10 protein-coding genes are annotated in these 14,790 nt (G+C 62.2%); 4 read left to right on the top strand and 6 right to left on the bottom strand.

Features of this window, described 5'->3' with window-relative positions; all coding sequences use genetic code 11:
- Positions 1-96 precede the first annotated feature (96 nt).
- The 4 genes from QX071_RS09470 to QX071_RS09455 all read left to right on the top strand — a co-directional run bounded on the left by QX071_RS09470 (position 97) and on the right by QX071_RS09455 (position 5,898).
- Positions 97-765 (top strand): DUF4286 family protein, encoded by a 669-nt coding sequence (locus QX071_RS09470; protein ID WP_315701083.1) that lies wholly within the window; start codon positions 97-99, stop codon positions 763-765.
- Positions 766-1,092: 327 nt separating this feature from the next.
- A complete protein-coding gene (locus QX071_RS09465) occupies positions 1,093-2,892 on the top strand; it encodes an FAD-dependent oxidoreductase (RefSeq protein ID WP_315701084.1) in 1,800 nt (599 codons plus the stop codon).
- Complete coding sequence (locus QX071_RS09460; RefSeq protein WP_315701085.1) at positions 2,862-4,712, top strand: 2-oxoacid:acceptor oxidoreductase subunit alpha; 1,851 nt, start codon at positions 2,862-2,864, stop codon at positions 4,710-4,712. Before QX071_RS09465 ends, QX071_RS09460 begins: the two co-directional genes overlap by 31 nt.
- 130 nt (positions 4,713-4,842) lie before the next feature.
- A complete protein-coding gene (locus tag QX071_RS09455; RefSeq protein ID WP_315701086.1) occupies positions 4,843-5,898 on the top strand; it encodes a 2-oxoacid:ferredoxin oxidoreductase subunit beta in 1,056 nt (351 codons plus the stop codon).
- A gap of 17 nt (positions 5,899-5,915) precedes the next feature.
- Here QX071_RS09455 and QX071_RS09450 read toward each other — a convergent pair whose 3' ends face one another.
- The 6 genes from QX071_RS09450 to QX071_RS09425 all read right to left on the bottom strand — a co-directional run bounded on the left by QX071_RS09450 (position 5,916) and on the right by QX071_RS09425 (position 14,492).
- Positions 5,916-7,241 carry a glycosyltransferase gene (locus QX071_RS09450; protein WP_315701087.1) on the bottom strand — a complete coding sequence of 442 codons (1,326 nt, stop codon included), beginning with the start codon at positions 7,239-7,241 and terminating at the stop codon, positions 5,916-5,918.
- A 244-nt stretch (positions 7,242-7,485) separates the two neighbouring features.
- Positions 7,486-8,622: a TMEM143 family protein gene (locus QX071_RS09445; protein WP_315701088.1), complete on the bottom strand. Its 1,137-nt coding sequence runs from the start codon at positions 8,620-8,622 to the stop codon at positions 7,486-7,488.
- A 280-nt stretch (positions 8,623-8,902) separates the two neighbouring features.
- Positions 8,903-10,441, bottom strand: coding sequence for a SpoVR family protein (locus QX071_RS09440; RefSeq protein WP_315701089.1), 1,539 nt, complete (start codon positions 10,439-10,441; stop codon positions 8,903-8,905).
- Positions 10,438-11,712, bottom strand: a complete 1,275-nt coding sequence (locus QX071_RS09435; protein ID WP_315701090.1) for a YeaH/YhbH family protein — start codon at positions 11,710-11,712, stop codon at positions 10,438-10,440. The genes QX071_RS09440 and QX071_RS09435 overlap by 4 nt, the downstream gene beginning before the upstream one ends.
- Before the next feature lie 24 nt (positions 11,713-11,736).
- Positions 11,737-13,680, bottom strand: a complete 1,944-nt coding sequence (locus QX071_RS09430; RefSeq protein WP_315701091.1) for a PrkA family serine protein kinase — start codon at positions 13,678-13,680, stop codon at positions 11,737-11,739.
- A 161-nt stretch (positions 13,681-13,841) separates the two neighbouring features.
- Entirely contained in the window at positions 13,842-14,492 is a 651-nt protein-coding gene (locus tag QX071_RS09425; RefSeq protein ID WP_315701092.1) for a hypothetical protein, read from the bottom strand.
- Positions 14,493-14,790 lie beyond the last annotated feature (298 nt).

Here is a 14,790-nt window from a genome sequence, read left to right as displayed (position 1 = left end):
TGAGGCCCTCCAAATGCATCCGGCCCCGATGGTTGAGACGCGTCTGCGAAGGCGCTCCTCACGACGAGGAACGAACTGCAGTAAGGACACCTCCCAATGCCCATCGCCGGAAAAGGCATGCTGCTGACATCGATGAACATCGATGCGGCTGACGAAGCCGATTTCAACCGCTGGTACGACCGCGAGCATCTGGAGGAGCGCGTGGCGATCCCGGGCTTCATCGAGGCCAGGCGCTATGTCGCCGAGCAGGCGAGCCCGAAATATCTCTGCCTCTACTCCACCGAAACCATCGACGTGCTGAGCAGCGAAGCCTATCGCGCTCGGCTCAATGCACCGACCGACTGGTCGAAGACGACGATGGCGCGGTTCAAGAACATGATCCGGTCAGTCGCCCGCATCACGATCTCGAAGGGCACCGGCCGCGGCGCCATCCTCGGCATCATCCGCCTGCGACCGAAACCGGGACAAGACGCGGCACTGCGTGCTGCGTTGCAGGTCGAGCTCGATCCTGACGATCTCGACAGCATCATCTCGATGCATCTGCTCGAAGGCGACGCAGCCCTGTCCGGACCGAGCGCCGAGCTGCCCGCAACCGATCGCGGCGCGGATTGGTTTGTCCTGATCGACGGCACCGAAAGCCACGCCATCGCCACGCTGATGACGACGCGCTTTGCTGCGATCGACGGACCACTGGCAACCCAGATGTCGGTCGGCATCTACCGTCTGATGTGGGATCTAAGCCGGACCGACATCACGCAGAGCTGATGGCGCCTTGTGATGGATCAATGACGTCCCCTCGCCGCGGCGCATGCTTGGCTTCGGCGGGGTGATGGCATTCAACAGCATAGATACGCCGCAGTGCAGCACGCGCGCTGCAGCGCATCGGTTGCACAAATTTGCCTTTGTGCCCGCCTTGGAATGGCTCTAGTCTAATAGGACAACGATATTGAACCATTTCAAAAACAGAAGGACGGCAGCCAGGGTGTGATCCGGAAGAGCAGGTAACCGCCTCCGATCCGATGATGCCGAATGGCTAGTCATCCTCACGTCAGGAAGGCCGCGCGTCCGTTTATGCGCGCGGGCGAGGTGGGAATGAAACCGACTGATATTTCGGCTCCCGACTACTTTCATAAAGTAGTCGACTGCCAATGGGCTTGCCCCGCTCATACTCCCGTCCCGGAATATATCCGCCTGATCGCCGAGGGTCGCTATAGCGACGCCTACATGATCAACTGGAAATCGAACGTGTTCCCGGGCATTCTCGGCCGCACCTGCGATCGTCCGTGCGAGCCGGCCTGTCGGCGCGGCCGCGTCGAAGAGAGCCCGGTGGCGATCTGCCGCTTGAAACGCGTCGCGGCCGACTTCAAAGACGATGTGACGCAGCGGATGCCGCGGCCGGTCGCAAAGAACGGCAAGCGGATCGCGCTGGTCGGCGGCGGCCCGGCCTCACTCACCGTGGCGCGCGATCTCGCCCCGCTCGGCTATCACTGCACCGTATTCGATGCCGACCCGAAGCCCGGCGGCATGATGCGCTCCCAGATTCCGAAGTTCCGTCTGCCCGACAGCGTGGTCGACGAAGAGACGGACTACGTCCTGAACCTCGGCGTCGAGTTCAAGGGCGGCCACCGCATCGACAGCCTGAAGCAGCTGCTCGCGGACAAATATGACGCTGTTTTCATCGGCTCCGGCGCGCCGCGCGGTCGCGAGCTCAACATTCCTGGCCGGAAGGAAGCTGCGGCCAATATCCACATCGGTATCGAGTGGCTCGCCAACGTCTCATTCGGCCACACCGACAAGATCGGCCGCCGGGTGATCGTGCTCGGCGGCGGCAACACCGCGATGGATTGCTGCCGCACCGCGCGTCGGCTCGGCGGCGAAGACGTCAAGGTGATCGTGCGCTCCGCCTTCGAGGAGATGAAGGCGTCTCCCTGGGAGAAGGAAGACGCGATGCACGAGGACATCCCGATCCTCAACTATCTGGTGCCGGTCGCGTTCAACCACGACAACGGCAGGCTCACCGGGGTGACCTTCCAGAAGGTCCGCGCCGAATATGATGCCGAGGGCCGCCGCAACCTGGTGCCGTCAGGCGAGCCGGACCAGACCTTCGAATGCGACGACGTGCTGGTCGCGGTCGGTCAGGAGAATGCGTTCCCCTGGATCGAGCCGGACTGCGGCGTCGCCTTCGACAAATGGCACATGCCGGTGGTCGATCCCAATACGTTCGTCTCGACCAATCCGAAAGTGTTCTTCGGCGGCGACGCCGCATTCGGTCCGAAGAACATCATCTGGGCGGTGGCGCACGGCCATGAGGCGGCGCTGTCGATCCATCGCCTGCTGTCCGGCGAGGATATCAGCGAGCGGCCGCTGCCCGAGGTGCACGTCACCTCGCAGAAGATGGGCATTCACGATTGGAGCTACGACAACGACGTCTCGCCCGAGAAGCGCTACCAGGTGCCGCATCGCGACAAAGTGGTGGCGCTCAAGGACATCCGCGCCGAGGTCGAACTCGGCTATGACGTCAAGCTCGCGCTCGGCGAGGCGCACCGTTGCCTGAATTGCGACGTGCAGACGGTGTTCTCGAACACGCTCTGCATCGAGTGCGACGCCTGCGTCGACATCTGTCCGATGGATTGCATCACCTTCACCCAGAATGGCGACGAGGCCGATCTGCGGCAGCGGCTGAAGGCGCCGTCGCTGCATCCGGACCAGAGCCTCTATGTGTCGGGTGATCTGAAGACCGGCCGCGTGATGGTGAAGGACGAGGACGTCTGCCTCCATTGCGGCCTGTGCGCCGAGCGCTGCCCCACCGGTGCGTGGGACATGCAGAAATATTTCCTCGAGATGACTCACGCAGGTCACGCATGCCCCAGCAAGCGCCGCTCAGCCGCGTAAACGACTTCGTCGTCCGCTTCGCCAACATCAACGGCTCGGGCTCGGCGAGCGCCAACGAGCTGTTCGCGCGTGCCGTGCTGCGCCATGGCGTGCCGGTCAGCCCGCGCAACATCTTCCCCTCCAACATCCAGGGCCTGCCGACCTGGTACGAGGTGCGCGTCACGGAGGCCGGTCATCTCGGCGCCCGCGGGGGCGGCACCGACCTGATGGTCGCGATGAACCCGCAGACCTGGGACAAGGATGTCGCCGGCATCGTGCCCGGCGGCTATCTGTTCTACGACTCGACCAAGCCGATGCCGTCGAGCAAATTCCGCGACGACATTACGGTGATCGGCGTGCCGCTGACGGCAATCACCAATTCGACCTATAGCGACCCGCGACAACGCCAGCTGTTCAAGAACATCATCTATCTCGGCGCGCTCTGCGCGCTGCTCGACATGGACCCGAAGCTCGTCGAGCAGCTGATCGGCGAGCAATACAAGGGCAAGGAGAAGCTGCTCTCCTCGAACGTGCATGCGCTGCATCTCGGGCGCGACTGGGCGCTGCAGAACCTGAAATGTCCGATCGGACTGAAGATCAGGAAGGCCGACAAGGTCGGCGACCGCATCTTCATCGAGGGCAACAATGCCGCTGCGCTCGGCGCGGTCTATGGCGGCGCCACCGTCTGCGCCTGGTATCCGATCACGCCGTCCTCGTCGCTGGCGGAAGCCTTCACCAACCATTGCAAGAAGCTGCGGCACGATCCGGAGACCGGACAGGCCAAATATGCGATCGTGCAAGCAGAGGACGAGCTGGCTTCGATCGGCATGGTGATCGGCGCGTCCTGGAACGGCGCGCGAGCCTTCACCACGACCTCCGGTCCCGGCATCTCGCTGATGACGGAATTCATCGGCCTGTCCTACTTCGCCGAGATTCCAGCCGTCATCATGAACGTGCAGCGCGCCGGGCCATCAACGGGGATGCCGACCCGCACCCAGCAATGCGACATCATCGCCTGCGCCTATGCGTCGCATGGCGACACCAAGCATGTGCTGCTCTTCCCCGAGGATCCCGCCGAAGCGTTCGAATTCGCGGCGACAGCCTTCGATCTCGCCGAGCGGATGCAGACCGTGATCTTCCTGATGCTCGACCTCGACATCGGCATGAATCAGCGGCTGTGCCGGCCGCTGAAATGGGACGATGCGCGGCAGTATGACCGCGGCAAGATCATGACCGCGGAGATGCTCGAGGAAGGCCGCGACTTCGGCCGCTATCTCGATGTCGACGGCGACGGCATCCCTTATCGCACCGATCCCGGCACCCACCCGACCAAGGGCTCCTACTTCACCCGCGGCACCTCGCGCGATCCTTACGCACGCTATTCGGAGGAAGGCGCCGTCTACGCCGACAATGTGCAGCGGCTGCTGCGCAAGTTCGAGACCGCGCGGGACCTCGTGCCGCGGCCGCTGCAGGCCAATGCGGCGAAGCCCACCAAATACGGCGTCATCTATTTCGGCTCGACGGCGCCGGCGATGGACGAGGCGATCGAGATCCTGGAAGCGCGCGGCCATCTGCTTGATCGCCTGCGCATCCGCGCCTTCCCGTTCCATTCGAGCGTAGCGAGCTTCCTCGCCGAACACGACTTCGTCTATGTGGTCGAGCAGAACCGTGACGCCCAACTACGCCAGTTGATCGTCAACGAGAACGGCATCGATCCGGTCCGGCTGATCCCGATCCTGCACTATGATGGCACCCCGATCACGGCGCGCTTCATTGCAGATAGCATCGGCGATCACCAGGATCACCTCAAAGTCACACCGCTGCGCAAGGCCGTGTCATGACTTTGGCCAAGAGCTCTCCGCCGTCATGCCCGGCCTTGTGCCGGGCATCCACGTCTTTCTTTTTCCTGGCCCAGACACGGATGGCCGGGACAAGCCCGGCCATGACGAGCCTGGGATGCGAGGTGCTCTCATGACCTACATTGCCAAGCCGAAATTCCATCATCCCGGCATCAAGACCAACGCGCTCGGCTTCACCCACCGCGACTACGAGGGCAAGATCTCGACGCTGTGCGCCGGCTGCGGTCATGATTCGATCACTGCCTCGATCATCGAAGCCTGTTTCGAGCTGTCGATCGAACCGCACCGGGTCGCGAAGATCTCCGGCATCGGCTGTTCGTCGAAAACGCCGGACTATTTCCTCGGCAATTCGCACGGATTCAATTCGGTCCATGGCCGCATGCCGTCGGTGCTGACCGGCGCCAATCTCGCCAATCGCGAGCTGATCTATCTTGGCGTCTCCGGCGACGGCGATTCCGCCTCGATCGGCTTCGGCCAGTTCGCGCACGCGATCCGGCGTGGCGTCAACATGACCTATATCGTCGAGAACAACGGCGTCTACGGCCTCACCAAGGGCCAGTTCTCGGCAACCGCTGACCGCGGTTCGAAATCGAAGAAGGGCGTGACCAACACCGACAATGCCATCGACCTGGTCGGGATCGCGCTGCAGCTGGGCGCGACCTATGTCGCCCGTTCCTTCTCCGGCGACAAGAAGCAGCTGGTGCCGATCATTGCCGGCGCGATCCAGCACAAAGGCGCGGCCTTCATCGACGTCGTCAGCCCCTGTATCGCCTTCAACAATCACGCGGGCTCGACCAAGAGCTACGACTACGTGCGCGAGCACAACGACGCCGTAAACCGGCTCGACGTGTTCACCGGGCGAGATCCGATCACGGTCGACTACGCGCCCGGCACGGTGCAGATCGTCGAGCAGCATGACGGCAGCAGGCTGGCGCTACGCAAGATCGACGCGGACTACGATCCGCATGACCGGCTTGGGGCCATGACTTTCCTGCAGAAGCACGCCGCCCAAGGCCAGATCGTTACCGGCCTGCTCTATGTCGATCCGGACGCAGAGGATCTGCACAGCCATCTCAATACGGTTGAGCGGCCGCTGAACCGGATGGAAGCTGCGGATCTCTGTCCGGGCTCGGCGGTCCTGGACAAGATCAACGCCAGCCTGCGCTGATCGACCGTAGCTGCCGGCTATCCGGCCGACAGCCTTGCCCCGACATCGGGCGTCCTCTGCGCATTGACGACCTGATTGATGATACGAAGCACCTCTGAGCGCGTGTCGAGCTTGGCGAATTCACGCGCCATCCTCCTGGCCCGGGCGCGATAGTTCGGCCGATCGAGCACCGCCCTGACCGCCTCGCGTACCGCTTGCGGGGTGGGCTGATTGGTGGCGAGATCGATGCCGACGCCGGACCAGGCGACACGCATGTTCACGTCCGCCTTGTCTTCGGTCAGACCCGCGCTGACGATCGGCAGCCCGTAGCTCAAAGCCTGGTTGACGCTGCCATAGCCGCCGTTGGTGACGAACACGTCCGCCTTCGCCAGCGCCCATTCGAACGGCAGAAAGCGGGATACGCGAGCGTTGGCGGGAATCGCTCCTGGAATGGTGTCCGTCGGACGGCCGCCGGTGGTCACCATGACCAGCAGATCCTTTTCGTCGGCAAGCGCCGCGAGCGTCGGTGCTACCAGAAGCCCGAAATCGTGATTGGCGACTGTTCCCTGCGTGACCAGGACGACCTTGCGCGAACCGCCGAGATCATCCGCCCACGGCGGCAGCGGCGCCTGATTTGGGACGATCGGCGGCCGGCCCACGAAATGGACCGTCGGAGGCAGTTTGCGGGGGAATTCGAAGCCCGGTACCGTCAGCTGGAGATAGGCATCGGCAAGTACGGAAACGGAATCGAACATCACCATGTCCAGCGGACGGCCGCCGAGCTCCGCCAGAATCTCGTTCAACCGACGGCCGACTGGCTCGTTGACGGCACGATCGTAATCCCTGGCGATCTCAGCATAGCGTTTGCGCTCGGCCTGCGTGGTGGCATGTGGCAGCCCGAGAAAATGCGGCGCGCCGTCATCTCGCGTCGAATGCAGGATCGACGTTCCACAGAGCACGACAGGAGGCCGGTTCGCACGCGGGCCGAGCAGCATCGGCAGCACGCCGAAGACCATGTCGTCACCGACGATGACGTCGGGTTGGCCGTCGCGCAACGCCTGCTGCAAGCCCTCGTATTGCGCCGGAATAGTTTCCACGAAGACCCGTTGTAGACACAGCCGCAGCCATTCCGGACCAGGCTCCATGGTCTTCAGCTCGGGCGCAATCGCATGAACATCGCTCGGATCGATATCGGCACCGTCCGGAAGCGCCCTGAACCTCGCTCCACTCGCCTCGACCCGCTGACGCAGCCTGCTTCCTGTCAGAATCGTCACCTCATGCCCGTCCTCGAGGAGGTCGTGGGTGATCGAAAGCAAAGGATTGAGATGACCGGTCGCGGGCGTCGAAGCGATCAGAACTTTCATGGGGGTCTCCTCCTGCCGTGAATATCGGCACGGAAGAGCGGCTCGCGCCCATTTTCCCGTGTCGATCCGGTGAAGGACATTGTCGCCGCAGCGCTACAATTGAGCTGCCGACGCCAGGAAAACGGTTACGCACGAAATCCAATTGCGACCAGCGGACACAATCGCCCGGCCCGCACCCGCCTCGTCGGTCGGCAGGTCCATGCGGCCAGAGGACAATCAAATCCGTCCCCAACCGGAGTTGGGATCAGGTGCGTAGAAGGGCGACCCAGTTGCGCTCGAGCCCTGTGAGCGCATCCGCCAGCGGCAGCACGGCGAGATGGTTGCCGTCCTTGCGGAGCAGGCCAAGGCTCGTTAGCCGAGCCAACGCGTCGTCAACACCAAATGTGATCTGCAGGCCGAACCGCTGCATCACAAAATCCTCGGCGCGCAACTTCACTTCGTCGCGGCTCAGCGATGCGGGCGGCGCGAGCAAGCTGCAATAAGCGAGCAGTGCTTCTTTCCAGTCCTGCTCCTCAGCCTCGCCGATCAGATAGTTGAAAATCCCGGAATTGTTGTTGACGTTGCGGTAATAGATGTTGTCGGTAAGCTGCTTCTGATGGATCAGCGACTGGCGATGGAAATTGCTCCATTGCCGCAGAACGAATGCGCCCAGCGCGAACAGACCACTGATCGCGGCCAGCGCCTGCTCGGCGTCATTGTCGTGCAGCTTGCCACTGAGGCCGAGATAGAAGCCGGCGACAACGAATAAAACGGTCAGGGTCGAGGCGAGCTTGAGCAGGATCGGCACGCCGCCGACCAGCGCCGGCACGCCGAGGGTCAGCTGGTCGCGGATCCCCATCACGACGCGCACGTTCGGAAACAGCGCCTCCAGGTCCCAGCGCGGGATGTGGCGGAAATATTTGAACAGCACGGCGCCACCGCGAGCCTTCGTCGTGCTACGGCGGGCGCTCAGCAGCGATAGACGCGGCTCCGCGCCTGCGATGTCCGGCCTGGTCGCGACCATCAGCACCACGTCGTCATAGACTTCGACCTCGACCGAGCGGCGGCGCAAGCCGAACAGGGACGGGATGGATACCGTTTCCCGGTGGTACCCGCGGCGGAACATTCGGACATCCCGATAATCCCCGAGCGGCACCTTGACCTTGACCCGCACCAGCGCGTGCTCGGCGAACGCGCGCAGGATCTCCTCGTGACCGATCTCGACGAAGTTGGCCTCGGTGAGAACGCGGACAAATTCCTCGCGCAGATCGCGATAGGCGGATTCGAGCGACTCGGCAGAGAGATGCCCGGGTGGCCTCAACTCCGGATCGAAATAGAAATAGGTCTGTCGCAGCCGGTCGAGCTCGGTGAAATATTGGTGGTGGAGGATGGCACCGAGCATCTGAGCGAACTGCCGGAGCTGCCTCGCCCGATCGTCATTCAAGCCAAAATGGGCGATGACCCCGTCCAGAATGTCCGACTTCCGCAAGGGAATGAAACGATCCCGCGGCCCAGACAAGGCCGCACCATCATCCGGCTCACTCACACAGTCCCTGCCAAAGGTTCGGATATGGCCCCGAGGCCGGCGAGAAGCTTCCCGGCCCTTCTCGTCGCATCATAACCCGAAAAATAGCGAGGTTGCGACGAGAGAATCTAGCAGGCATCACGGAGCGGCGGCCGCGTCAGGCGGCCGCCGGTTGTATCCGCGGATTGAGCACATACTCCTTCAGCACCTTGTCGGTCGCTGCATCGACTTCCGTGAGCGAGACGTCGTAAGTCCAGAGGTCGGCGAGATGCTGCAGGACGCGCTTGGTATCCGTCTCGTTAAGCTGCGCGCCCTTGACGACGGTGTGACGCAGCATCAGCCGGCGGTCGCCGGCGAGGTCGACATCGATCACCTCGATATTGGGATCGATATATCCGACGTCATACTGCTTGGATAATTCGCGGCGGATGCGGCGATAGCCGCGCTCGTCGTGAATGGCATCGACCCGGATGCCGGCGCGCTCGGCCGGATCGTCGTGCAGGTGGAAGAGGCGCAACTGCCGCATCAGATGCGGGCTCATGAACTGGCTGACGAAGCTCTCGTCGCGATAGTTGGCCCAGACATCGCGCAGCACGGCCATCGCGTCCCCAGTGCCGGCGATCTCCGGGAACCATTCGCGATCCTCGTCGGTCGGCTGGGTCACGATGCGCGCGATATCCTGCATCATCGCAAAGCCGAGCGCGTAAGGATTGAAGCCGGAGAAGCGCGGATCGTCAAACTCCGGCTGAAACACCACATTGGTGTGCGACTGCAGGAACTCCAGGAAGTTGCCGTCGGTCAGGCGCCCGTCCTGGTGCAGCCGGCTCATGATCCGATAATGCACGTAGGTCGCTGTGCCCTCGTTCATGACCTTGGTCTGGCCCTGCGGATAGAAGTACTGCGCGATATGGCGCACGATCCGCAGGAGCTCACGCTGCCACGGGGCGAGGCGCGGCGCGGTCTTTTCCAGGAAGTAGAGCAGGTTCTCCTGCGGCAAGCCGAGCAGCGCGCGGCGTCGCTCGACATTGAGGACGGCCTTGGTCTTGGCCGGTCCGCTCGGCACCGTGCGCCACAGATCGTTGAAGGCAGCCTCTTCATAAAGCCTGCGCTTGCCGGCCCGCTTCTCCTCGTCCCGCAGATCGAGCTTCTTCTTGCCGGGATAGCGATCGACGCCATGCGACATCAGCGCATGCGCGGCATCCAGCGTGTGTTCCACCGCGAGCCGGCCATGCCGCTCCTCGCATTGCGCGACATAGCCGCGGGCGAATTCGAGATAGTCGAGGATGCCGTCGGCGTCGGTCCACTGCTTGAACAGATAATTGTTCTTGAAGAAGTGGTTGTGACCGAAGGCCGCATGCGCGATGACCAGCGTCTGCATCGTCGCCGTGTTCTCCTCCATCAGGTAGGAGATACAGGGCGAGGAGTTGATCACGATCTCATAAGCGAGCCCCATCAGCCCCTTGCGGTAAGAGGCTTCGTGGAACGCGAAGTGCTTGCCGAACGACCAGTGCTTGTAGAACAGCGGCATGCCGACCGAGGAATAGGCGTCGAGCATCTGCTCGGCGGTGATCACCTCGATCTGGTTGGGATAGGTGTCCAGCCCGAGCTCGCCACGTGCGATGCCCTCGCAGACATCGTGGATGCGCTGCAAGGTCGCAAAATTCCAGTCCGCGCCTTCGAACAGAAGCTCGCTCATGAGGCGGCCCTTTCCTGGGTCTTGCGGCGCTGAAACAGGTCGTGGAAGACCGGAAAGATCTCGCTGCGGTCGCGCACCTTGCGCATCGACAGCGGCTCGCCCCCCGCGCGCAGCCGCTCATAGAGCGACCACAATGCCGAGTCCGGCATTTCGAACGAATAGGTGCCGGACTCGCCGACCTCCAGATAGGCAAAGAATTGCGACACCGGCAGGATGTTGCTGGTCAGGATGCGCGCGACGTTCTCGGAATCCGAGGTCGCATTGTCGCCGTCGGAGGCCTGCGCCGCGTAGATGTTCCAGTCTGACGGGCTGAAGCGCGACCGGACGATCTCGTGCATACATTGCAGCGCGCTCGACACCAGCGTGCCGCCCGAGGCCGGACCATAGAAAAAGGTCTGCTCGTCAACCTCCTCGGCACGATCGGTGTGGCGGATGAAGACGATCTCGACGTGGCGATAGCGCCGCGTCAGAAACACGTAGAGCAGCATGTAGAACCGCTTGGCGAGGTCCTTCATGTGCTCGGACATCGAGCCCGAGACGTCCATCAGACAGAACATGACGGCCTGCGCAATCGGCTTCGGCACCGTCTCGAATCTGCGGTAGCGGATATCGATCGGATCGATGAATGGGATGCGCTTGGCCTTGGCCTTCAAGGCCTCGATCTTGGCCGCCAGCGCTACGCGGCGCTCTTCATCCGTCTCCTCCGCCAGTTCGGCCTCCAGCTCTGCAATCTCCTCCGGCCGCGGCCGCCTGAGCGCGACGCGGCGCGCGAGCGCGCGGGTGACGGTACGGCTGATCGAGATGTTGGCGGGCGAGCCGGAGGTCGCATAGCCGGCGCGCTGCAGGCCCTCGCTCTCGGCCTCGGCGAATTTGCGCTTGGCGAGATCGGGAAGTTCGAGATCGTCGAGGAAGAGATTGACGAACTCTTCCTTGGTGAGCACGAAGCGGAACGCGTCCTCGCTGTCGCCCTGTCCCGGCGCCGATTTCCGACCGCTGCCCTCGCCGGACCGCGGCAGGATGTCGCCTTCGACGAACTTCTTGTTGCCCGGCAGCACCATGTCACGGGTGCCGCCTTCGCGGCGAAAGCGCGGCTCGTCCATGCCGTCGAGCGGGATGCTCACCTCCCCGCCCTCCAACACGTCTTTGATGTCGCGGTCCTGCGACGTCTTCTTGACCGCGCCCTGGACCAGCGCCTTGGCCCTGCGCAAAAATCGCTGACGGTTCTCCAGACTCTTGCCGCCGGGATTCAGGCGCCGATCAATGATGTGCATGACCACGTTTCATACGCCTCCGTCTCAGCCGGCCTGCTTCACGCGCATGTACCACTCGACCAGGCGGCGCACCTGCCGCTCGGTGTAGCCGCGCTCGACCATGCGCGCGACGAAGTCGGCGTGCTTCTTCTCGGTCTCGCCGTCCTTCTTGGTCCCGAACGAGATGACCGGGAGAAGATCCTCGACTTGCGAGAATATCCGCTTTTCGATGACTTCGCGGATCTTTTCGTAGGAGGTCCAGCCGGGATTTTTGCCGCCGTTCTGGGCCCGCGAGCGCAAAGAGAACTTGACAACCTCGTTGCGGAAGTCTTTCGGATTCGCAATCCCAGCCGGCTTCTCGATCTTGGTCAGCTCCTGGTTCAACAGCTCGCGATTGAGCAGCTGGCCCGTATCGGGATCCTTGAAATCCTGATCCTCGATCCACGCGTCCGCGTAATCGACATAGCGGTCGAACAGGTTCTGGCCGTAATCGGAGTAGGATTCCAGATAGGCCTTCTGGATCTCGTGACCGATGAACTCGGCGTAACGCGGGACGAGGTCGGCCTTGATGAATTCGAGGTAGCGCTTCTCGACTTCTTCCGGCAGTTGCTCGCGGCGGATCGACTGCTCCAGCACATACATCAGGTGCACGGCATCCGCCGAGATTTCCGCGGTGTCGTGATTGTAGGTCGCAGCCAGAACCTTGAAGGCAAAGCGGGTGGAGACGCCGTCCATGCCCTCGTCGACGCCGGCGGCATCGCGATATTCCTGGACGCTGCGCGCCTTGGGATCCGACTCCTTCAGGCTTTCGCCGTCATAGACCCGCATCTTGGCGTAGAGCGTCGAGTTCTCGTGCTTGCGCAGGCGTGACATCACCGAGAAGCGGGCCAGCGTATCCAGCGTCGCCGGCGCGCAAGGCGCGGTGGCGAGTTCGGAGCTCTGGATCAGCTTTTCGTAGATCTTGCGCTCCTCGGTGACACGCAGGCAGTACGGCACCTTGATCACGCAGATGCGGTCGATGAAGGCTTCGTTGTTCTTGTTGGTCTTGAAGCTCTGCCACTCCGCCTCATTGGAATGGGCGAGAATGATGCCGTTGAACGGGATCGCACCGATATTCTCGGTCCCGATGTAATTGCCTTCCTGCGTCGCGGTCAGCAGCGGATGCAACATCTTGATCGGCGCCTTGAACATCTCGACGAATTCAAGCACGCCCTGGTTGGCGCGGTTAAGCCCGCCGGAATAGCTGTAGGCGTCGGGATCGTTCTGCGCGTAAGTCTCGAGCTTGCGGATATCGACCTTGCCGACCAGCGAGGAGATGTCCTGGTTGTTCTCGTCGCCCGGCTCGGTCTTGGCAATGCCAATCTGGCGCAACCGCGACGGCTGCAACTTGGCCACGCGGAATTGCGAGATGTCGCCGCCGAACGCTTCGAGCCGCTTGTAGCACCACGGGCTCATCAAGCCGGTGAGCCGGCGGCGCGGAATGCCGTACTTCTCTTCCAGCATCGGCCCGAGGGCATCGGGGTCGAACAGCCCGAGCGGCGACTCGAACACCGGACTCAACTCATCGCCGGCCTTGAGCACGTAGATCGGATGCACCTCCATCAACTGCTTCAGGCGCTCGGCGAGCGACGATTTGCCGCCGCCGACCGGTCCGAGCAGATAGAGGATCTGCTTGCGCTCTTCCAAGCCCTGCGCGGCGTGGCGGAAGAATCCAACGATACGCTCGATCGTATCTTCCATCCCGTAGAAGCCGGAAAACGCCGGATACATCCGTATAGTCCGGTTCAAAAAGATACGGCCAAGGCGTGGGTCCTTGGCCGTGTCGATCATCTGAGGCTCACCGATCGCAGCTAGTAGTCGTTCAGCGGCATTCGCATATCGCATCGGGTCGGTTCGACACGATTCAAGATATTCCGCCATCGACATGTCGGTCTGGCTTCTCGCCTCGAACGACCTCGCGAACGCGTTGAACAACGAATCGTTGTACATGATCCCTCTCCACGTAGGTTCCGCTGCACTGCTGCAACGAGGCGAGATCAGACTACGTTCCTCCTGATCTCGACACCGACTCAGAGTGAAGCGCGCCAGCCCCTATTGGGCACCCTCTTGACCCTCTTCCGCAACGCAAAGCGCAAGCAGCAACTGCCCTATCAACAAGCAGTTCGCTCAATAGTTCGGCAAAATCGAGCCGTAGCGGTCATTTGTAACCCATTGTCTCTGCTTCGCAACATCCGCAAAACCCCGGCACGCTCGTCGCCTTGCGCCGCACAAGACATTGTGAAGCCGGGCAAACCTCGCCGCCCTTGCGCGACGGCATCAGTCTCCTGTCGCACGTGAACCGCGGCTGAACGCAGATCTTCCCTGAAGCGACGAATATTTGGAACGAATCTCGCGCGGTCCCTGCAGCCCATGATGCCGAGACATCGAGGAGTCGTATTGAGGAAGATCAGATCGAAGCTGGAGATCGCGCTTGCCTGCACCAAGCTCGTGGCCGGGAGCCGGATCTGCTCTCCAGGCTGCGTTCGCGCGAACACGATGATCAGCAAGCCGAGAGCCGGCGCCGTCGTGAATGTTCGTGGCGTTGCTGCGGCTATCCCGCCGAGTTTAGTTCGAGCCGCTCGTGCGATCACATGTTGGCCGAAGATGCGCAGGGCGCAATCAGCTACGCCCATCCCGTCGGTAGGGATGGCTGCGGCAACGACGACAAGATCCTTCCTCTCGTCAGCACCGATATCAGTGATCGCACAGACGTCCTCACTGGTCGTAAGGAGCTTGCGACTCTCAGACACAAACAACACCATCTCGAATCAAAACATGTGATGATGTTGTTGGCTTTGCAAGGAGAGCAAGAATGCTTCGAAGCAATTTAATTTGTTGTTTTGCTCAGCGTGCTGTCCGCCATTGGCGGCATTTTCGTGGCCTCGGACGCCAGCAGCGACCGACCATTGTACTGGTGGTGCACGGCTCTGCGTTGCTCGCCATCGTCGCATCCGACGGGGGGCCACAACGTCAACCGCCGCATTGGCCAGATCTCAAGCGGCGGCCTCGAACGCGCGGCATGTGGCAATACGATGAAAGCGCACAACATCACCTTGGCAG

This window comes from Bradyrhizobium sp. SZCCHNS1022, from assembly GCF_032484835.1.
Lineage (GTDB): Bacteria > Pseudomonadota > Alphaproteobacteria > Rhizobiales > Xanthobacteraceae > Bradyrhizobium.
This window is presented reverse-complemented; position numbering and strand designations above follow the sequence as displayed.

What these genes read in the sequence shown, in the direction of transcription:
- QX071_RS09430 (WP_315701091.1), bottom strand. Translation starts at nt 13,680, where the DNA reads ATGTACAACGATTCGTTGTTCAACGCGTTCGCGAGGTCGTTCGAGGCG.
- QX071_RS09425 (WP_315701092.1), bottom strand. Translation starts at nt 14,492, where the DNA reads ATGGTGTTGTTTGTGTCTGAGAGTCGCAAGCTCCTTACGACCAGTGAG.
- QX071_RS09435 (WP_315701090.1), bottom strand. Translation starts at nt 11,712, where the DNA reads ATGCACATCATTGATCGGCGCCTGAATCCCGGCGGCAAGAGTCTGGAG.
- QX071_RS09450 (WP_315701087.1), bottom strand. Translation starts at nt 7,241, where the DNA reads ATGAAAGTTCTGATCGCTTCGACGCCCGCGACCGGTCATCTCAATCCT.
- QX071_RS09445 (WP_315701088.1), bottom strand. Translation starts at nt 8,622, where the DNA reads ATGCTCGGTGCCATCCTCCACCACCAATATTTCACCGAGCTCGACCGG.
- QX071_RS09455 (WP_315701086.1), top strand. Translation starts at nt 4,843, where the DNA reads ATGACCTACATTGCCAAGCCGAAATTCCATCATCCCGGCATCAAGACC.
- QX071_RS09465 (WP_315701084.1), top strand. Translation starts at nt 1,093, where the DNA reads ATGAAACCGACTGATATTTCGGCTCCCGACTACTTTCATAAAGTAGTC.
- QX071_RS09470 (WP_315701083.1), top strand. Translation starts at nt 97, where the DNA reads ATGCCCATCGCCGGAAAAGGCATGCTGCTGACATCGATGAACATCGAT.
- QX071_RS09440 (WP_315701089.1), bottom strand. Translation starts at nt 10,441, where the DNA reads ATGAGCGAGCTTCTGTTCGAAGGCGCGGACTGGAATTTTGCGACCTTG.
- QX071_RS09460 (WP_315701085.1), top strand. Translation starts at nt 2,862, where the DNA reads ATGCCCCAGCAAGCGCCGCTCAGCCGCGTAAACGACTTCGTCGTCCGC.